The sequence below is a fragment of the Limnohabitans sp. WS1 genome (genome assembly GCF_003063265.1).
Lineage (GTDB): Bacteria > Pseudomonadota > Gammaproteobacteria > Burkholderiales > Burkholderiaceae_C > Limnohabitans_A.
In genome coordinates this window covers 120,795-139,733 of sequence record NZ_NERU01000010.1, presented here as the reverse complement: position 1 = coordinate 139,733, position 18,939 = coordinate 120,795, and the positions used below count along the sequence as shown (strand labels likewise).

The 18,939-nt window shown below is 62.7% G+C and carries 15 protein-coding genes; 11 read left to right on the top strand and 4 right to left on the bottom strand.

Translation table 11 applies throughout. The features are described from left to right. The first annotated feature begins 133 nt into the window (after window positions 1-133). The 11 genes from B9Z48_RS13580 to B9Z48_RS13530 all read left to right on the top strand — a co-directional run bounded on the left by B9Z48_RS13580 (window position 134) and on the right by B9Z48_RS13530 (window position 14,826). Window positions 134-1,729: a 6-hydroxynicotinate reductase gene (locus B9Z48_RS13580; protein WP_089952584.1), complete on the top strand. Its 1,596-nt coding sequence runs from the start codon at window positions 134-136 to the stop codon at window positions 1,727-1,729. Window positions 1,730-1,739: 10 nt separating this feature from the next. Beyond that, window positions 1,740-2,660, top strand: coding sequence for a UPF0280 family protein (locus tag B9Z48_RS13575; protein ID WP_108379108.1), 921 nt, complete (start codon window positions 1,740-1,742; stop codon window positions 2,658-2,660). A gap of 20 nt (window positions 2,661-2,680) precedes the next feature. Continuing rightward, window positions 2,681-3,325 carry an amino acid synthesis family protein gene (locus B9Z48_RS13570; protein ID WP_089952164.1) on the top strand — a complete coding sequence of 215 codons (645 nt, stop codon included), beginning with the start codon at window positions 2,681-2,683 and terminating at the stop codon, window positions 3,323-3,325. A 42-nt stretch (window positions 3,326-3,367) separates the two neighbouring features. Continuing rightward, window positions 3,368-3,952 carry an amino acid synthesis family protein gene (locus tag B9Z48_RS13565; RefSeq protein ID WP_089952162.1) on the top strand — a complete coding sequence of 195 codons (585 nt, stop codon included), beginning with the start codon at window positions 3,368-3,370 and terminating at the stop codon, window positions 3,950-3,952. 57 nt (window positions 3,953-4,009) lie between these two features. Further along, on the top strand, window positions 4,010-5,215 hold the full coding sequence (locus tag B9Z48_RS13560) for an ABC transporter substrate-binding protein (protein WP_089952160.1): 1,206 nt from the start codon (window positions 4,010-4,012) through the stop codon (window positions 5,213-5,215). Window positions 5,216-5,305: 90 nt separating this feature from the next. Continuing rightward, complete coding sequence (locus tag B9Z48_RS13555; protein ID WP_108379068.1) at window positions 5,306-7,228, top strand: ABC transporter permease; 1,923 nt, start codon at window positions 5,306-5,308, stop codon at window positions 7,226-7,228. Then, on the top strand, window positions 7,225-7,995 hold the full coding sequence (locus tag B9Z48_RS13550; protein WP_108379067.1) for an ABC transporter ATP-binding protein: 771 nt from the start codon (window positions 7,225-7,227) through the stop codon (window positions 7,993-7,995). Before B9Z48_RS13555 ends, B9Z48_RS13550 begins: the two co-directional genes overlap by 4 nt. After that, window positions 7,992-8,726 carry an ABC transporter ATP-binding protein gene (locus B9Z48_RS13545; protein ID WP_089952154.1) on the top strand — a complete coding sequence of 245 codons (735 nt, stop codon included), beginning with the start codon at window positions 7,992-7,994 and terminating at the stop codon, window positions 8,724-8,726. The genes B9Z48_RS13550 and B9Z48_RS13545 overlap by 4 nt, the downstream gene beginning before the upstream one ends. A 27-nt stretch (window positions 8,727-8,753) precedes the next feature. After that, complete coding sequence (locus B9Z48_RS13540) at window positions 8,754-9,242, top strand: (2Fe-2S)-binding protein (protein ID WP_089952152.1); 489 nt, start codon at window positions 8,754-8,756, stop codon at window positions 9,240-9,242. Next, entirely contained in the window at window positions 9,239-12,916 is a 3,678-nt protein-coding gene (locus B9Z48_RS13535) for a molybdopterin cofactor-binding domain-containing protein (protein WP_108379065.1), read from the top strand. Before B9Z48_RS13540 ends, B9Z48_RS13535 begins: the two co-directional genes overlap by 4 nt. 110 nt (window positions 12,917-13,026) lie before the next feature. Further along, a complete protein-coding gene (locus tag B9Z48_RS13530) occupies window positions 13,027-14,826 on the top strand; it encodes a carboxyl transferase domain-containing protein (protein ID WP_368665922.1) in 1,800 nt (599 codons plus the stop codon). 249 nt (window positions 14,827-15,075) lie between these two features. Here the strand turns inward: B9Z48_RS13530 and fahA are convergent, their stop codons facing one another. The 4 genes from fahA to B9Z48_RS13510 form a co-directional block, all read right to left on the bottom strand. Further along, window positions 15,076-16,401 (bottom strand): fumarylacetoacetase, encoded by a 1,326-nt coding sequence (fahA, locus tag B9Z48_RS13525; protein WP_108379061.1) that lies wholly within the window; start codon window positions 16,399-16,401, stop codon window positions 15,076-15,078. Between the two features lie 66 nt (window positions 16,402-16,467). Next, entirely contained in the window at window positions 16,468-17,004 is a 537-nt protein-coding gene (locus B9Z48_RS13520; protein ID WP_108379059.1) for a VOC family protein, read from the bottom strand. Window positions 17,005-17,029: 25 nt separating this feature from the next. Next, window positions 17,030-17,218, bottom strand: coding sequence for a DUF2783 domain-containing protein (locus B9Z48_RS13515; protein ID WP_108379106.1), 189 nt, complete (start codon window positions 17,216-17,218; stop codon window positions 17,030-17,032). An 8-nt stretch (window positions 17,219-17,226) separates the two neighbouring features. Continuing rightward, window positions 17,227-18,915, bottom strand: a complete 1,689-nt coding sequence (locus B9Z48_RS13510; protein WP_108379104.1) for an FAD-dependent monooxygenase — start codon at window positions 18,913-18,915, stop codon at window positions 17,227-17,229. Window positions 18,916-18,939 lie beyond the last annotated feature (24 nt).

Below are 18,939 nucleotides of genomic sequence, written 5' to 3'. Positions count from 1 at the left end.
GTTGCACAGCAAAACAGGATGCGCTACATTAACTTTAATGTAGTGAACACAACATTTTGGTGTTGTGAATACTACACAAAATGAAAACGTCGTGCAAGCGCGCACTTCGGCTTTTTCACAGGCACACACCGAGATGACCGAACACTCAAAAACCGATGGGCTTCCCGGCATGGAGACACTGGCGATGCCGCAAGTGCCAGAGCGTGCCAAGCTGCGCAATGAGCGCATGAGTGGTGCCAAGATCGAGTGCAATGCCTGTCCCGTCCTTTGCCAAATTTCAGAAGGACGGCTCGGGGCCTGTGACCGTTATGCCAACCGCGAAGGGCTGCTGGTGCGTGTGGACCCGGTGGTTTTTTTGCGGCGCACGCTCGAGAAAGATGAGCCAGTGCTCGTGCCGTTTGCTGCAGGTGCATCCGATGAAGGGCCAACGGCGTGGAGCGGTGATCTGCTGAACAGCGATCAGGTGTTTGTGACGGGCGTGGGCTCGTCCACCACCTATCCCGACTACAAGCCAGCGCCTTTCATCGTGTCTTCGCAGGTCGACGGGGTGGACATGGTGACGGTGGTCACCGAAGGCATTTTCAGCTACTGCAGTTTCAAGGTGAAGATCGACACCGACCGTTTTCTGGGTGCTGAGCAAGCCAATGTGCGCATGAAGGGCGAGGTGGTGGGGCATGTCACCACCGCTGAATATGGCTCGCAAATGCTCTCGCTCGGCGGGGTGCACCACCTGACCGGCGGCAGCAAAAAAGAAGGCCGCGTCACCGTGGACATGATGCAGGCGTTGGGCAACAAGCAGGCGGTAGAACTGACCATTGATGGCGGCGCGCAGCTGGTGATCCAGGCTGGGCACGCGCCCATCGTCAACGGCGTGCAGGAGCAGCGCATGCGCGTGGGCTGCGGCTCGGCCGTGGTGGGTATTTTTGCCAAGCAATTTTTGGGCTTGGCCGACGAGGTGGTGGTGTTGGACGACCACATCACCGGCGTCCTGACCGAGCACCAGGCGGGGCGCTGCCTGAACATGAAGCCCTCGGGCATCGACATGCGGGGACGCAAATCGACCCCTGGGCGGTACTTTCAGGTGGCCAACCCGGGCAATGGCTGGGGGGGCACCGACATTGACGATCCCTTGTCCATCATCGAAGGCTGGGACCCACAGGTGGCCTGGCCGGGCTTGCGAATGCTCATGACCTCGACCACAGGCGAGCATGCAGCTTGGTATGTACTGAACGAGCAACTGCAGGCCGTGCAGCAAGACATGCCTGCAGCGGTGCGGGTCATTGTTGAACGCATTGGCGAGAATTGCGAGCCTTCGTTGTGCAGTGTGATGTTTCTGGGGGGTGCGGGTGGCAGTTTGCGTGCCGGCGTCACCGAAAACCCGGTCTTGCTCACACGTGCCATCAAGCAGGCTTTGGTCAATGTGACGTGTGGCGGAGCCCCAGCTTTTGTCTGGCCAGGTGGCGGCATCACCGTGATGTCGGATGTGTTGCGCATGCCAGACAACAGTTTTGGCACGGTGCCCACGCCCGCCATCATTGCCCCGATTGAATTCAGCATGCGACTGTCCGACTACCAGGCCTTGGGAGGACACATGGCGTATGTGCGCTCGTTGCAGGATGTCTTGAAGCAAGGTTCCTGGCACAGCGACGGCGCCCCAACGGCCCTGTCATGGCAGGCCCAAGCGCAGGCCAACCCCTGGCCGCTCGGGCAAGACCCGATGCTTGGATGAGGTGCCCCGCGTGAGTGCTACTCGTCACCGCTTGCCCGACGGCCGCTGGCATTTCCAACATGGCCCCATGGACATCGTGATCGGTGCCGACCCTTGGGGGCCGGACGGTGAATTGGCTGTGGCGCTCGCGCACGAACTAGCCTGGACGCGCTTTGAGCCCTTGCTGGCGGAGTTGATGGCACAGTGGCAAGTTTTGCGCTTGCCTGTGCAAGCGGGCACGGCATGTCCTTTGCAAGGCAACGTGGCGCGCCGCATGTGGCAGGCTTGCGCACCTTGGGCAGACCAGACCTACATCACGCCCATGGCCGCAGTGGCAGGCAGTGTGGCGCAAGAGCTGCTGGCTTGTTATGCCCGCGCAGGCGTGGCACGGGCCTGGGTCAACAATGGCGGCGACATCGCCTTGCACCTGGCACCCGGTCAGTCGGTGCGGGTGGGCTTGTATGCCGATTTGGCACGTTTACAAGTGCAGGAGTTGATGCATGGCCTGAAGCTCGATGGTGCATTTGAAATTGCCCACACCATGCCCGTGCGCGGCGTGGCTACCAGTGGCTGGCGGGGCCGCAGTTTTTCTTTGGGCATTGCCGACAGCGTGACGGTGTTGGCCGCTACGGCGGCGCAAGCCGATGCGGCGGCCAGCATCATTGCCAATGCGGTCAATGTGGCGCATCCAGGCATCGTTCGTCAGCCCGCCAACAGCCTGCGCGACATGACCGATCTGGATGATTTGGCGGTGACAGTGGAGGTGCCGAGCTTGCCTTTAGAGTGGGTACAGCGCGCCCTTCAGGCGGGTTGGCAGCGAGCACGAGAATGTCAGGCGCAGGGCTTGATCGCAGCGGCGGCTCTGGTGTGTCAGGGGCAAACGCGCTTGTTGCCCATGGCGGCAGCGGCTGAGCCCTTATCCTTTGAGGACAATCCTCTGGCCTTGGCCTGAGAAATGCTTATGGTGACGAAATGATTGAAATACGACGTGTGTTCACCCAGGTGGAAGAAATTTTCCATGAATTCGGTCCTGCACCGGACCAGCCCCTGCTGCGCGGCGCCATCGGTGCGGTGATGACCAACCCCTACGCGGGCCGTTACGAGCCCAACATCTTGCCGATGATGGATGCCTTGCAGGATGTGGGCATTGACATGGCGCGCCAGCTGCTGGTGGCCATGGATGTGCCAGCCGAACGCATTGCCACGTATGGCAAGGGGGCGATTGTGGGTGAGCTGGGTGAGCTCGAACATGGCGCGCTGTGGCATGTGCCGGGTGGCTACGCCATGCGCGAATTGCTGGGCTGGAAGGGTGACCGCGCCGCGTACAAGTCAGGCAAGGTCGACGAGAAGCCCACCGGCCAGCCCGGCAATGCCTTGGCCATCGTGCCTTCGACCAAAAAAGTCGGCCCGCCTGGTGCCACGCTCGACGTGCCGCTGACCAACATCAATGCTTCTTATGTGCGCGGCCAGTTTGACGCCATCGAGGTGCGTGTGCCTGGTGCCCCTTTGCCTGATGAAATCGTCTTCATTCTGGCCATGACCACCGGCTACCGCATCCATGATCGCGTGGGTGGCTTGCGTGCCAAAGACATCAACCAGTGGAACGGCCTGCGCTGATTCCGCACGACCACCCCACACACCCTCAAGGAGACGTCTTCGATGCCCGCACAAATCCGAAAAATCATTGTTCAAGTGGACGAGACACGGCTTGAAATGGGCCGTGCCGTCAACCCCCCCACGCGTCGCGCTTTGGCCATGGCCGTGATTGCCAACCCCTATGCCGGGCGTTACAGCGAAAACCTGGACGAGTTGATCGCCATAGGCGAAGAGCTGGGCGCCCTGCTGGGGCAAAAATGCGTGCAGGCTTTGGGGATCGAGCCTGGCCAGGCGCAAAGTTATGGCAAGGCCGCCATCGTGGGTGAAGCCGGTGAGCTGGAACACGCCGCCGCCATCTTGCACCCCAAGCTGGGTGCGCCCTTGCGCGCAGCGGTTGAAAAAGGCGCGGCACTGGTGCCTTCGGCCAAAAAACGTGGCGGCATGGGCACCACCATTGATGTGCCCTTGGGCCACAAGGATGCGGCTTTTGTGCGCAGTCATTTTGATGCCATGGAAGCGCGTGTGAGCGATGCGCCGCGCGCCCAAGAAATTGTGGTCGCTGTGGTGGTCACGGACAGCGGTCGTCCACTGCCGCGCATCGGCGGTTTGCAAGTGCATGAGATTCAAGGTCAGGACGGTTTGCGCTGACGTGCAGACCCCCTTATTCAGAGATCGTTTTTTTCACCCTACCCAAGGAGATCCTTCATGAAAGCAGCCAACCCTCTCCGCCGCGCGATTGCGCTGGCGGCACTTGCCTGGGTCGCCGTGCCCGCGCAGGCCCAAAACACCTTCAAAATCGGAGAACTCAACAGCTACAAAGCCCAGCCCGCTTTCCTGGAGCCCTACAAGAAGGGCATGGAGCTGGCCATTGAAGAGATCAATGCAGCGGGTGGCGTGATGGGCAAGAAGTTCGAGCTGATCACGCGCGACGACAACGCCAACCCGGGTGATGCTGTGCGCGTGGCCGAAGAGCTGATCTCGCGTGAAAAGATCGATGTGCTGACAGGCACATTCCTGTCCAACACCGGTTTGGCCGTGGCCGATTTTGCCAAGCAGAAAAAAGCTTTCTTCCTGGCCGGGGAACCGCTGACCGACAAGCTGACCTGGCAAGGCGGCAACGCCTACACTTTCCGTTTGCGCCCCGGCACCTACATGCAGGCGGCCATGTTGGTGCCTGAGGCGGTCAAGCTCAAGAAAAAACGCTGGGCTGTGGTTTACCCCAACTATGAATATGGCCAGTCAGCTGCTGCCGCATTCAAGACCTTGCTCAAAGCCGCCCAGCCTGACGTTGAGTTTGTGGCCGAGCAGGCCCCACCGCTGGGCAGGCTCGACGCGGGCAGCGTGGTGCAGGCCCTGGCTGATGCCAAGCCCGATGCGATCTACAACGTGTTGTTTGGTGCCGACCTGTCCAAGTTTGTGCGTGAAGGCAATACCCGAGGCTTGTTCCAGGGGCGTGAAGTCGTCAGCATGCTGACCGGCGAACCCGAGTACCTGGACCCACTCAAGGACGAAACCCCGAACGGCTGGATCGTGACGGGTTACCCCTGGAACAATCACAACACCCGAGAGCACAACGCTTTCTTGCAGGCTTATCAAGCCAAGTTCAAGGATTACCCTCGCTTGGGCTCCGTGGTGGGTTACGCCATGATCAAGTCGGTGGCTGCCGGTGTGGCCAAGGCCCAGAGCGCCGATTCTGAAAAACTGCGTGTGGCCTTCCGTGGCCTGCAGGTGGACACACCGTTTGGCAAGATCACCTACCGCGCTGAAGACCACCAGTCGACCATGGGTGCTTTTGTGGGCCGCACCAAGAACGAAGGTGGCAAAGGCGTGATGGTTGATTCGCGTTATCTGGATGGTGCGCAGTACCAACCTCCAGCCGCCGAAGTCAAGAAGTCGCGCAACGCGGATTGACCGATTGGATTCACGCTTGAGTGATGGACACCCACTGGGGCCGTGCCCCAGGGGGTGCCACGACCGGGCCTTTCTTGAAATGATCCCCTCATGAGCTTTTCCGGATTTCTCGTTCAACTCCTCAATGGTTTGGCTGCGGCGTCCTCGCTGTTTTTTGTGGCGGCGGGCTTGTCACTGATTTTTGGCGTGACACGCATTGTGAATTTTGCGCACGGCTCGTTTTTCATGGCGGGCATCTACATCGCCTACAGCGTGGTGGAGCGCTTCTCCAGCAGCATCGGGTTTTGGCCTTCGCTGGCCGTGGCTGCCTTGGCTGTGGGTGTGCTGGGGGCGGTCATCGAGATGCTGCTGTTGCGCCGCATTTACAAGGCCCCCGAGTTGTTCCAGTTGCTGGCCACATTTGCCTTGGTGCTGGTGCTCAAAGACGCGGTGCTGTGGCTGTGGGGCCCTGAAGAACTGTTGGGGCCACGCGCGCCGGGCCTGGCCGGTTCAGTCTCTATATTGGGTCGGCAGTTTCCCATGTATGACCTGTTTTTGATCGTGGCGGGGCCGGTGGTGCTGGCGCTGCTGTGGCTGCTGCTCACCCGCACACGTTTTGGCACGCTGGTGCGTGCGGCCACGCAAGACCGCGAAATGGTCAGTGCCTTGGGCGTGAACCAGGCCTGGTTGTTCACCACCGTGTTTGCGTTGGGTGCTTTGCTGGCTGGCTTAGGCGGTGCCTTGCAGTTGCCCCGCGAGCCCGCCAACCTCGAGATGGACCTGCACATCATCGGTGCGGCCTTTGTCGTGGTGGTGGTGGGGGGCATGGGCTCGATCCCCGGGGCGTATCTGGCGGCCTTGCTGATTGCCGAGGTCAAGGCCGTGTGCATCTGGCTTGGTGTGGTGGATGTGTTCGGTGTGTCGGTGTCTTTTTCCAAGCTCACCCTGGTGGTGGACTTTTTGGTGATGGCGGTGGTGCTGGTGTGGCGGCCCTGGGGGCTGCTGGGCAAAGCCCAAGCGCCCAGCCGCTATGTGGGCATGCGCGAGGAGCCTTTGCGCCCCGCCAGCAAGGCCTACTTGGTGGCCGCATCGGTTTTTGGTCTGGTGATGGTGGCCATGCCCCTGCTCACGGCCAGCTCGCCTTACACCACGGTGCTTTTGATTGACTTGCTGATTGCTGCGTTGTTTGCGGCCAGCTTGCACTTCATCATGGGGCCTGCGGGTATGCATTCTTTCGGGCATGCGGCTTACTTTGGTTTGGGGGCTTACGGCGCGGCGCTGTTGGTGCGCGCTTTAGGCTTGTCCATGGAGATGGCGCTGCTGGTCGCGCCGCTGGTGGCGGCCTTGGGTGCTTTGATTTTTGGCTGGTTTGCCGTGCGCTTGTCGGGCGTTTACCTGGCCATGCTCACGCTGGCTTTTGCGCAGATCACTTGGGCCATCACCTACCAGTGGGACAGTTTCACCGGTGGCAGCAATGGCTTGACGGGCGTGTGGCCTTCCGAGTTGTTCAGCGACAAGCGCATGTATTACTGGCTCACCCTGGGTCTGGTGGCGGCGGGTGTGTTGTGGCTGCGCCGTGTCTTGTTCTCGCCTTTTGGCTTTGCCTTGCGTGCTGGGCGTGACTCGGTGCTGCGGGCCGATGCGATTGGCATCGATGTCAAGCGCATGCAATGGCTGGCCTTCATTATGGCGGGCGGTGTGGCCGGTCTGGCGGGGGCGCTGTATGCCTTCTCCAAAGGCAGCATCTCGCCCGAATCCTTGAGTGTTGCCAAGTCGGTGGATGGTCTGGTGATGGTTTTGCTCGGGGGCATCCAAACTCTGGCAGGGCCTGTGGTGGGCGCTTTCAGCTTCACTTGGCTGCATGACGTGGTGGCGCGCAACACCGATTATTGGCGTGCCATGCTGGGTGCCATCATCCTGATTTTGGTGCTCTTGTTCCCCCAAGGCATTGCCGGATCGGTGCAAGGGCTGTGGGAGCGACTGCGGTCCAGATCTTCTGCCACATCTTCGACTGCAGGGAGGAACGCATCATGAGCGCACCACTTTTGCAAGTGAACAACCTGGGCAAGTCCTTTGGCGGCGTCAAGGCCGTCGACGGTATCAGCTTTGATCTGTCCCCGGGCGAACTGCTGGCCCTGATCGGCCCCAATGGGGCTGGCAAGACCACCACCTTCAACATGGTCAACGGTCAGCTGAAAGCCGACCAAGGCTCCATCCAGCTCCAGGGCCAAGAACTGGTGGGCCGAAAACCCCGCGACATCTGGCGACAGGGTGTGGGGCGGACCTTCCAGATTGCAGAAACCTTCGCCTCGCTCACGGTGGTGGAAAACGTGCAAATGGCTTTGCTCTCGCACGATGACCTCTTGTTGTCCATGTGGCGCCGTGCCGCAGGCCACCGCCGTGATGACGCGCTGGCTCTGCTCGACCAGGTGGGCATGAAGGCGCAGGCCGACCGGCCTTGCAATGTGCTGGCCTATGGCGATGTCAAACGGGTGGAGTTGGCGGTGGCCATGGCCAACAGCCCCAAGCTCTTGTTGATGGACGAGCCCACCGCAGGCATGGCGCCCAAAGAGCGCAATGAACTCATGGCCCTGACCAAAGACCTGGTCATCCAGCGCGGCATGGCGGTGTTGTTCACCGAGCACAGCATGGACGTGGTGTTTGCCTATGCCGACCGCATGATTGTGCTGGCCCGGGGCCGCTTGATTGCGCAAGGCAAACCCCTGGAAATTCGGGACCACCCCAAGGTGCAGGAAGTCTATTTCGGCACCGGCAAGACATTTGAAAAGAGCAAGGCATGAGCACATCAGACATTCTGCTCGACGCCAAAGGCCTGGCCGCCTGGTATGGCGCAGCGCAAATCCTGTACGACGTGGACCTGCAGGTGCGCCGTGGCGAGGTGGTGGCCCTCATGGGGCGCAACGGCGCGGGCAAGTCCACCACCCTCAAGGCCTTGATCGGCATGCTCGGGCGCAGACGCGGACAAATCACATTCATGGGGCATGACCTGTCGCACAGCGAACCACACCATGCCGCGCGGCTGGGTCTGGGTTTTGTGCCGGAAGACCGCCGGGTGTTCACCGATCTCACCGTCATGGAAAATCTGGAAGTCGGCCGTCAGCGCGTGCGCCAGTGGCCCGATGGCAAGGTTGCTCCGCACTGGACGCCCGAGCGCCTGTTTGAGCTGTTTCCCAACCTGGGCGAAATGCCGCAGCGCCACGGTGGCAGCATGAGCGGCGGCGAGCAACAAATGCTCACCGTGGCCCGCACCCTCATGGGCAATCCGTTTTTGGTGTTGCTCGACGAGCCTTCAGAAGGCGTGGCGCCGGTCATCGTGGAGCAGATGGTGCAGATGATTCTGGCGCTCAAGGCCCAGGGTGTGAGCATCTTGCTGTCCGAGCAAAACATGCACTTTGCCGAGCTGGTGTCTGACCGGGCCTATGTGCTTGAAAAAGGCCAGATCCGCTACCAGGCGAGCATGCAGGAATTGGCCGCCAACGAAGAGGTCAGGCGCTCGTATCTGAGCGTTTGAACTGCTTCAACCCAGCATGCCCTTGCCATGACCGAAGCCTTTGTTCAAGTCAATCAGGTCCGGCATGCCTTGACCGAGACCACGCGCCGCGCCACCTTGCTGCAATTGCTGCGCAATGACCTGCAGCTCAACGGCCCCAAATACGGCTGTGGCCTGGGCGAGTGTGGTGCCTGCACCGTGTGGGTGGACGGGGTGGCCGCAAGAGCCTGCGTGATCCCTGCGCATGGGGTGGCTGGCCGCAGCATCACGACCTTGGAGGGCTTGCCCGCGCTGCACGCTGGAGAGGGCGAATTGCACCCGGTTCAGCAAGCCTTTGTCGACGCCCAGGCTGCCCAGTGCGGTTATTGCCTCAATGGCATGGTCATGATGGCAGCCGCCTTGTTGGCCCGCAATCCAAACCCGAGTGAGGCCGATGTGCGCAGAGAGTTGTCCGGTAATTTGTGCCGTTGCGGCACGCACCTTGAAATCATCCAGGCGGTGCTGTTGGCTGCCGAACGCATGGGCCAACCGACATGACACGCCGAGCCGAACTGCCAAAGCGGCGCGCTGATTTTCATGCGGCACAGGGTGTGTTGCTCATCACGCGTGAGCCGCCACCCCCGCCGCCACCCGTCAAAGGGCAGCCCATGGCGGTGCCGGGCAACCCGGCCGAGGGTGTGGAAATATTGTTGGCCGTGTGGGACGACGGCAGTGTGACTGCGCTCAACGGCCATGTGGACTTGGGCACGGGCATTCGCACCGCGCTGTCGCAGCTGGTGGCCGATGAACTGGATGTGGCGCTGTCCGAGGTGCACACGGTGCTGGGCAGCACCACGCTGGCCCCCAACCAGGGGGCCACCATTGCCAGTGCCACGCTGCAAATCCATGCCGTGCCTTTGCGAGCCGCTGCGGCGCAGGCCCGCGCCTGGTTGCTGGCTCAGGCCGCAGTCAAAATGGGTGTTCCGGCCGATGACCTCCAAGTGCAAGGCGGTGTGGTGTCTTCGCGCTCGGACCCATCGCGGCAGTGCGCCTATGGCCAGCTGCTGCAGGCGCAACACGTCGCCCTCACCCTGGAGCTGGCGACGCCTTTGAAGCCCGCCAGTGAGCACCGCCTCATTGGTCAGAGCGTGCATCGGGTGGACATTCCGGCCAAGGTCAGCGGTGAGCAGGTGTTTGTGCACGACATGCGTGTGCCCGGCATGCTGCACGGGCGCGTGGTGAGGCCCCCGTATGCCGGGGCTGACCATGGGGACTTCATCGGCAACACGCTGGCGTCTGTGGACGAGTCTTCCATCGCGCACATTCCGGGTGTGCGTGCGGTGGTGGTGATCCGTGATTTTGTGGGGGTGGTCGCCGAGCGCGAAGAGCAGGCCGAGCAAGCCATGCGCGAGTTGCGTGTGCAATGGAAAGACTGGCCCGGACTGCCTGCGCTGGACGATGTTCAGCAAGCCCTGCGCAACAACCCGTCCACCCAGCGCCGACTGGTGGACGAGGGCGATGTGGACGCGGCGTTGGCCCAGGCCTCACAGCGTTTGTCGCGCACCTATGTGTGGCCCTACCAGCTGCACGGCTCGATTGGCCCGTCTTGTGCCGTGGCCTTGTGGCAGGGGCAAGCGCCGGATGCTGCAGAGGCGACGCCTCCCAACCAGCCTGGCCTCATCGTCTGGGCGGGCACGCAAAACCCGCATGTGCTGCGCGCTGATTTGGCCCGGCTCATGGGCTTGGCCGACACCGCCATCGATGTGGTCCGCATGGAGGCGGCCGGTTGTTATGGCCGCAACGGCGCCGACGATGTGGCCGCCGATGCCGCCTTGCTGTCCCGTGCGGTGGGCGCGCCTGTGCGTGTGCAACTCACGCGCGAACAAGAACATGCCTGGGAACCCAAGGGCGCAGCCCAGCTGATGGATGTGCGTGGTGGGCTGAACGCCGATGGTTCGGTGGCGGCCTATGATTTTGAAACCAGCTACCCCTCCAACGGTGCGCCCACATTGGCGCTTTTGCTCACCCGCACGGTGGAGCCTCTGGCGCAAGCCTATGAAATGGGTGACCGCACCGCACGCCCACCCTACGACTACAGCAATTTGCGGGTGAGTGTGAACGACATGGCTCCGATTTTGCGGGCCTCTTGGTTGCGTGGTGTGTCGGCCTTGCCCAATTCGTTTGCCCACGAAAGCTACATCGACGAGCTGGCCGCCGCCGCCGGGGTGGACCCGGTCGAATTCCGTTTGCAGTACCTCAAAGACCCGCGTGCAGCCGAGTTGCTGGCGACCACCGCCGAGCGCGCAGGCTGGCAGCAGCGCACAGCGCCCCGGCAGCAAGCGGTGGCGGGCACAAACGGTGAGGTGGTGCGGGGCCAGGGCGTGGCCTATGCGCGCTATGTGCACAGCAAGTGGCCGGGATTTGGCGCGGCCTGGGCGGCCTGGGTGGCCGATGTCGAGGTCAACCGGCGCACGGGCGAGGTGCATGTCAGCCGCGTGGTGGTGGGCCATGACGCGGGCATGATGATCAATCCCGCTGGCGTGGAGCACCAGATCCACGGCAACGTGTTGCAGACCACCAGCCGTGCATTGCATGAGCAAGTGCAAATCGAGCCGCTCAAAAACACCGTGGCCACACAAGAGTGGGGCAGCTACCCGATTTTGAATTTTCGCAATGTGCCGGTGGTCGAGGTCGTCACCATGCCCCGCCAGCACGAAGCCCCCTTGGGTTCGGGTGAGTCGTCGTCGGTGCCCGGCACGGCGGCCATTGCGAATGCGATTTTTGACGCCACCGGCGTGCGCTTTCGGGAGCCGCCCTTCACCCCCGAGCGGGTGCGTGCGGCCTTGCACGGCGACGCCCCCCCAACCGAGTCGCCGACGCCCCAGCCCATGCGCGCGCCCACGGTGATGCCGCAAGGCGTGCGCTGGCCCCAGCGCTGGCCGGTCTGGTCGCGAGCCGGAGCGGTTTTGTTGGGGGTCTTGGGTACTGCTTTTGCGCTGCTGGGCGGGCGTGCGGCCATTGCGCCGGTCAGCTACAGCCCCGGCACTTTGTACACCGCCGAAACCATTGAGCGGGGCCGCCAGTTGGCCGCAGCCGGAGACTGCGTGGTGTGTCACACTGCACCGGGCGGCGTGCCCAACGCCGGGGGACGCGCCATGAGCACCCCGTTTGGCACCGTTTTCACCACCAACCTCACGCCCGACCCCGAGCACGGCATCGGGCAATGGTCGTTCAGCGCCTTTCAACGCGCCATGCGCGAAGGCATCTCGCGTGACGGTCGGCATTTGTACCCTGCTTTCCCATTCACCTCGTTTGCCAAAATGAGCGACGACGATTTGATGGCGCTTTACGGCTACCTGATGGTCCAGCCTGCCGTGGCGTCGGCTCCGCCCACCACATCGCTGGACTTTCCTTTCAACCAGCGTGCTTTCATGGCGACCTGGAATGGCCTGTTCCACGATGCAAAGCCCTGGGTGCCCACTCCTGACCAACCCGCCGAATGGAACCGCGGTGCTTATCTGGTCAACGCTGTGGGCCACTGCGGTGCATGCCACACGCCGCGCAACGCTTTGGGGGCAGAGCGCAGCGGCCAGGCATTTTTGAGCGGTGCCATGGTGGACGGATGGGAAGCGCCAGCTCTGACGGCTTTGTCGCGTGCGCCCGTGCCCTGGAGTGCCGAAGAGCTGTACCGCTACCTGCGCCATGGGCACACCGAACACCATGGCATGGCAGCAGGCCCCATGGCCCCGGTGGTGCAGCAACTGGCCCAGGTGCCCGACAGCGACATCCGTGCCATGGCCATCTACCTGGCCAGCTTTAACCCGCCCGAAACCGACAGTGCCACCTTGGCCCGGCAGGTGGTGCAACAAGCGGCCGAGCAGCGCACCCGGCTGGTGGGCAGCGCCGGTCAGCGTTTGTTTGATGGCGCTTGCAGTGCCTGCCACCACGAAGGCGATGGCCCCAAGCTGCTGGGCGTGAACCGGCCTTTGGCGCTGAACACCAACCTGCACAGCGAACGGCCTGACAACTTGCTGCGTGTGATCCTGGATGGCGTGCAGGAAGTGCCGGGGCCACAAGTGGGGTTCATGCCGGGTTTTCGCCATGCGCTCAACGACCAGCAAATCGCCGATCTGGCACGCTACATGCGTCAGCGCTATGCACCCCAACAACCCGCCTGGACCGCGCTGGAAAGCGCTGTAGCGCGGGTGCGCAGCGTCGGCCGCGGCCACTGAGGCACCAAGATCAAGGGCCTTGGGTGATGGGGCCTGATCAGGTTGCGCCATTGTCCCGAACTTGACCGGTGGCCCTTTGGGGCGCGCCGCACAATCGTTGGATGCAAGACATTCGATCTCCCCTTCAAGCACAAGTGGTGCAGTGGCTAGTGGCTGCCGGCGATACCGTGGCCACGGGCGATGTGCTGGTGATTTTGGAAGCCATGAAGATGGAGCACGAAATCCGCTCGCCCCATGCTGGATGTTTGACCGAACTGTATTTCCAGGTGGGTGAGACGGTGGGGGATGGCGATGTGCTGGTGTCATTGGCACCGTTGACTGAGCCTGTGGCCAGCCCTGCGCCCGATCAGTCCCGGCTTGTTGAGCCGCCGGTGGCACCTGCCGAACGGGCCGATCTGAAAAAGCTGCAAGACCGCCTGGCTTTCACGCAAGACGCACAGCGCCCCGAAGCGGTGGCCAAGCGCCATGCCACGGGCTTGCGCACCGCGCGCGAGAACATTGCCGATCTGTGTGACCCTGACTCATTTGTGGAATATGGCGCTTTGGCCGTGGCCGCGCAAAGCCGCCGCCGCACGGCGGACGACCTGATGCGCAACACGCCTGCTGACGGCATGGTCACCGGCATTGGTTGCATCCACGGCCAGCGGGTGGTGGTCATGGCCTACGACTTTACCGTGTTGGCCGGCACGCAAGGCATGCGCAACCACCAAAAAACCGACCGCATGCTGGGCGTGGCCTTGCAAAACAAGTTGCCCGTGGTGCTGTTCGCCGAAGGTGGCGGGGGCAGGCCAGGTGATGTGGATGTGGCCATCGTCGCGGGTTTGAACCTGGCCACCTTCGCCTCGTTTGCCCGGCTCAATGGCCGAGTGCCGGTGGTGGGCGTGGTGGCGGGGCGCTGCTTTGCGGGCAACGCGGCTTTGCTGGGTTGCTGCGACGTGATCATTGCGACGGCAGGCAGCAACATCGGCATGGGCGGCCCGGCCATGGTCGAAGGCGGAGGACTGGGCGTTTTCAAGCCGGAGCAGATTGGCCCCAGCGATGTGCAGCACGGCAACGGCGTGATCGACATTCTGGTGGACAACGAAGCGCAAGCGGTGTCGGCAGCGCGGCATTACCTGTTGTGCTTTCAAGGCGCGCAAACCGAATGGCAAGCGCCGCCTGCCGAGGCGCTGCGCCATGTGGTCCCCGAAAACCGTGTGCGCGTGTACGACACCCGCGCCGCCATGCAGGGCATTGCCGACGAGGGCAGCCTTTTGCATTTGCGCAACGGTTTTGGCGTAGGCATCCACACGGCATTGGCGCGAATCGCGGGGCGTCCGGTGGGCCTCATGGCCAACAATCCGTTGCACCTGGGCGGCGCGATCGATGCCGACGGTGCCGACAAAGCCGCGCGTTTCATGCAGCTGTGCAATGCACACGGTTTGCCCATCGTGAGCTTGGTGGACACGCCCGGCTTCATGGTCGGGCCTGACATCGAAGCGCTGGCACAGGTGCGCCATGTCTCGCGCATGTTTGTGGCGGCCGCGCACCTGCGGGTGCCACTGCTGAGCGTGGTGCTGCGCAAGGGTTATGGCCTGGGCGCGATGGCCATGACCGGCGGAGGCTTTCATGAAACCCTGAGCACGGTGGCCTGGCCCACGGGTGAGTTTGGCGGCATGGGCCTGGAGGGCGCGGTGCGGCTGGGTTACCGCAAGGAACTCGCAGCCCTGCCCGAAGGCCCTGAGCGCGAAGCGTTGTTTGATCAGCTGCTGGCTCAGCAATACGAGAACGGCAGCGCGATCAATATGGCGGCCACGTTAGAAATTGATGCGGTCATCGACCCGGCCACCACGCGTGATTGGCTGGTGGCTGGGCTAGAGGCGGGGCAAGTCAGGCCCTTCGATGGCGCACTGGCCATCGACACCTGGTGAGCGAGGGAGGTGATGCCTGCCCCGTGTAGGAGCGACGCCCTCGTCGCGATGAGCCTGGCAGACCACAACCCATCGCCCCGGGGGCGGGGCTCCCACAAAGAGGTGATCCCTGTTTCTGGTGGGCGCGACGCCCTCGTCGCGATGAGCCTGGCAGACCACCCCCCATCGCCCCGGGGGCGGGTCTCCTACAAAAGGGTGATGCCTGCCCCGTGTAGGAGCGACGCCCTCGTCGCGATGAGCCGCTGCCGTTCAGCCCTTCAACGCCCGTGCAGGCAATACCGTGCCCGCACACTCGCCAAAGCCAATGCGCGCAGCACCCGCTTTTTCGCACCAGCCGCGCAGCACCACGCTGTCGCCGTCTTCCAGCCAGGTGCGCTGCTCGCCATTGGGCAGGGCGATCGGGTTCTTGCCGCCGGTGGTCAGCTCGATCAAAGCGCCCGCCTGGTCGAGTGTGGGGCCAGAGAGCGTGCCGCTGCCCAGCAGGTCACCCGGCTGCAGGTTGCAGCCGTTCACCGTGTGGTGCGTGACCATTTGTGCCACTGTCCAGTAAGCGTGGCGGTAGCTGGTGCGGCAGATGTTGGCCTCAAGCTGGCCGTCTGCACGCATCTTGGGCGTTTGCAGACCCACCTGCAGCTGAATGTCGAAAGCGCCGCCGCTGCGGTTGGCGGGGGAGTCCAGATAAGCCATGGGCTGCGGATCACCCTCGGGCCGTGTGAAGGCCACGCGGTAAGGGGCCAGCGCTTCGAGCGTGACGACCCAGGGCGACACGGTGGAGGCAAAGTTTTTGGCAAGGAAAGGCCCGAGCGGCTGGTATTCCCAGCCTTGGATGTCACGGGCCGACCAGTCGTTGAGCAGGCAGATGCCAAACACATGGTCTTCGGCTTCGTTCATGTGCACTGCATCGCCCAGCGCATTGCCGCTGCCGATGAAGATGCCCAGCTCCAGTTCGATGTCCAGCCGCTTGCAAGGGCCGAACGACGGCTCGGTGGCACCGGGCGGCATGGTCTGGCCCACAGGGCGGCGGAATTGCTGGCCCGACACGCCAATGCTGGATGCGCGGCCGTGGTAGCCAATCGGCACCCATTTGTAGTTGGGCAGCAGCGGGTTGTCGGGGCGGAACTGCTTGCCGATGTTGGTCGCGTGGTAGACCGAGGTGTAGAAGTCGGTGTAGTCGCCAATGCGGGCAGGCACGTCATATTCGGCTTCGGCTTGGGGCACGAGGCAGCTTTGCAGCGCGGCTTGGTCCGCTGATCCTTCACGCAGGGCGCGTGACAGGGCCAGGCGCAGGGCGCTCCAGGCCGATGTGCCCAGCGCCATCAGCGCATTGAGCTTGTCTTGTGCGCCCGCTTGCGCGGCAGCAGCAGCTTCGCCTGTCAGCACGCCTGATTGGGAGACGGCCGCCAGGTCCAGGATCTGGTCGCCAATGGCCACGCCGCCCCGAAAGACTTCACCAGCACCTTTGCGGCGGAACACCGCAAATGGCAGGTTCTGGATGGGGAAGTCGGTACCTGCGGCGTTGGCCGAGGCCACCCAGCTCTGGTGTTTGGGGTCGTGGGTTTCGTTCAGGAAGGTCATGGCAGTTGTTGAGTTGCGCAAGTCGTGTGTGTGCAGGCGTGATCGGAATCGGGCGTGTGAAAGTCTTCAGGCGGCCATGCTGCCGTCGTGCATCCAGGCGGCGTGCTTGGGGGCGCGCTTGGTTTGGCTCCACTCTTCAAGCATGTCCCACTTCACCTCGTCGAGCTTTTGCATCATCTCGGGCGTGCCGCAGTCGGCCGCCAATTCGAGGCGGTGGCCGCTGGGGTCAAAGAAGTAAATGCTCTTGAAGATGGTGTGGTCCACTGGGCCAAGCACCTCGACACCCCCAGCCACCAGCTTGTCCTTGGCCGCCAGCAGTGTTTCCATCGAGTCCACTTTCAGCGCCAGGTGCTGCACCCAGGCGGGGGTGTTTTGGTCGCGGTCCATCGGCGGCTGGCTGGGCAGCTCAAAGAAGGCCAACACATTGCCGTGGCCTGCATCCAGAAAGATGTGCATGTAGGGGTCGGGGGCTTTGGTGGAGGGCACTTCGTTTTCGGCAATGGCCAGCACGAATTTCATGTCGAGATGTTTTTGGTACCAAAGAACGGTTTCTTTGGCGTCTTTGCAGCGGTAAGCGACGTGGTGAACGGATTGAACGAGCATGGGAGTCTCCTGGGTGGTCGTGTGATCAGAGGTCTTGCAAGGCAGCGGTGATCTGCTGCTGGAACAGGGTTTCGTCGGCCAGGGCGTTGGCGTTGAGCAAGGCGAGCTTGACGAGGAACAGCTGTGCCTTGTCAGCGCCGGCTTGGTCAATGGCTGTGGCCAGGGCGTCGTAGACGGTTTCGAGGCCGCCGATGGTGAGTTGATTGTGGGTCATCATTTTCCTTATTGCGGCAAGGCGTTGATCAGAGCGGCTTGCAGCCGTGTGGCGTCCAGTGTGATCCAGCGCGCACAAACGTGTTGGTCGGGACGCAGCAAATAGGCACCGCCATTGGCCGGGATGCCATAACGCTGTCGCAGGTGGCCATCGGCGTCGGGCAAGTACTGGTCTGCACCCGCTACGGGCTGGGTCGCACCGATGGCGGTCACGTTCAATGGCATGCCTGTGATTTGCGCGGCGCTGATCACTTGTTGCAGCGCCTCGGGCAAGGTGCTGTCGGTGAAGTACAGCAGGTCAAAGCCGCCGCCCAGGTGGTCGAGCAAAAAGTCGTTCGCGCCCAGGCGCACGTTTTGTGGCGGTGCGCCGTGCGCTGGGCCGCTCTTGAACAAGCCGTTGTCGTCGCCCATGCAGTTGAGCACCGAATGCGTGTATTCATGTGGCCGCGAGGTGCGCCAGTGGTACAGCGGTCGCACAAAGTCCTGTGTGAGCGAGAGCGACAGCACCGCATCGCGCAGCAACCGAAAGCCCGGGCTGGGTGGCGCCATGAAGCGGGTGCTTTTGCCCGCTTCGGTGATGATCTCGCGCGCCGCGCCCACGCGCTCGGTGCTGTGGTTGGCCAGCAGGTTTTTACCCGCCAAGCCCTTGACCACAAAAGCCAGATGCCAGCCCAGCGACTGGGCGTCCTGGAAGGCCGTGTTCGCCCCGCGCACCCCAAAAATCGGCAGCAGGTGCGCTGCGTCACCGGTGAAGACCACGCTGCCGTGCACAAAGTCGGGCAAGGTGAGTGTGCGGGCCGAGTAGACCGAAGACCAGTCCATTTCCCACTTCAGGCCCGCGTGGCCGATCATGGCCAGCTGTGCGTCGATGCGGGTCTTGAGCGACTCGGGGCGCAGCGCTTCTTCGGGCGTTTCGCCCGGGGGCAGTTGGTAGTCCACACGCCAGATGCCGTTCGGTTCGCGGTGCATCAAGATGGTGTTGCCGGGGTTCCAGTCGGGGTCGAAATAAGCCAGTCGCTCGGTGGGAAAGGGCAGATCGATCTTGATATCGGCGATCACGAAAAAGCCTTCGTAAGAAGCGCCTTCCATTTGCAGGTTCATGGCGCTGCGGATGCTTGAGCGGCCACCATCGGCGGCCACCACCCAGTCGCTCTCCAAGGCATAAGGGCCTTCGGGTGTGTCCACTTCGAGCACGGCATAGCCGTCCTTCTGGTCAATTTTTTCCAGCTTGTTGCCCCAGCGGAAGTCGATCAGGGGGTTGGCTTTGCAAGCGTCGTGCAGGTACTCCTCCATGAACTGCTGCTGCACGTTGATGATCGGGAAAAACCGGTCATCGGGGTCGTGCGGCGCTTCCATGCGGAACACGCGCTGGCCCCGGTAATAAGAGTTGCCAAAACGCCAAGGCAAACCGCCTGCGGTCATGCGGTCAGCCACGCCGACTTGCTGCAGGATTTCCATCGAGCGGCGGGTGAAACAAATCGCCCGGCTGCCCTGCGAGAACTGCAACTCGGCTGACAGCACCACGCTGGGCACGCCGTGACGGGCCAGCTCCAGCGCAGTGACCATGCCGGCGGGGCCTGCGCCGACGATCACGACCTTTTGGCGGTCTTGTGCGGGGTGTGTCGAGGGCAGCCAGGGCTTGAAAACCTCGTAGGTGTAATAGAGCGAAGGACGGGCTTCGGTGTTGGGGGTGTGCATGGTCTGGTGTTGGGGTTTGAGGAT

What these genes read in the sequence shown, in the direction of transcription:
- B9Z48_RS13580 (WP_089952584.1), top strand. Translation starts at nt 134, where the DNA reads ATGACCGAACACTCAAAAACCGATGGGCTTCCCGGCATGGAGACACTG.
- B9Z48_RS13570 (WP_089952164.1), top strand. Translation starts at nt 2,681, where the DNA reads ATGATTGAAATACGACGTGTGTTCACCCAGGTGGAAGAAATTTTCCAT.
- B9Z48_RS13565 (WP_089952162.1), top strand. Translation starts at nt 3,368, where the DNA reads ATGCCCGCACAAATCCGAAAAATCATTGTTCAAGTGGACGAGACACGG.
- B9Z48_RS13560 (WP_089952160.1), top strand. Translation starts at nt 4,010, where the DNA reads ATGAAAGCAGCCAACCCTCTCCGCCGCGCGATTGCGCTGGCGGCACTT.
- B9Z48_RS13555 (WP_108379068.1), top strand. Translation starts at nt 5,306, where the DNA reads ATGAGCTTTTCCGGATTTCTCGTTCAACTCCTCAATGGTTTGGCTGCG.
- B9Z48_RS13550 (WP_108379067.1), top strand. Translation starts at nt 7,225, where the DNA reads ATGAGCGCACCACTTTTGCAAGTGAACAACCTGGGCAAGTCCTTTGGC.
- B9Z48_RS13545 (WP_089952154.1), top strand. Translation starts at nt 7,992, where the DNA reads ATGAGCACATCAGACATTCTGCTCGACGCCAAAGGCCTGGCCGCCTGG.
- B9Z48_RS13540 (WP_089952152.1), top strand. Translation starts at nt 8,754, where the DNA reads ATGACCGAAGCCTTTGTTCAAGTCAATCAGGTCCGGCATGCCTTGACC.
- B9Z48_RS13535 (WP_108379065.1), top strand. Translation starts at nt 9,239, where the DNA reads ATGACACGCCGAGCCGAACTGCCAAAGCGGCGCGCTGATTTTCATGCG.
- fahA (WP_108379061.1), bottom strand. Translation starts at nt 16,401, where the DNA reads ATGACCTTCCTGAACGAAACCCACGACCCCAAACACCAGAGCTGGGTG.
- B9Z48_RS13520 (WP_108379059.1), bottom strand. Translation starts at nt 17,004, where the DNA reads ATGCTCGTTCAATCCGTTCACCACGTCGCTTACCGCTGCAAAGACGCC.
- B9Z48_RS13515 (WP_108379106.1), bottom strand. Translation starts at nt 17,218, where the DNA reads ATGACCCACAATCAACTCACCATCGGCGGCCTCGAAACCGTCTACGAC.
- B9Z48_RS13510 (WP_108379104.1), bottom strand. Translation starts at nt 18,915, where the DNA reads ATGCACACCCCCAACACCGAAGCCCGTCCTTCGCTCTATTACACCTAC.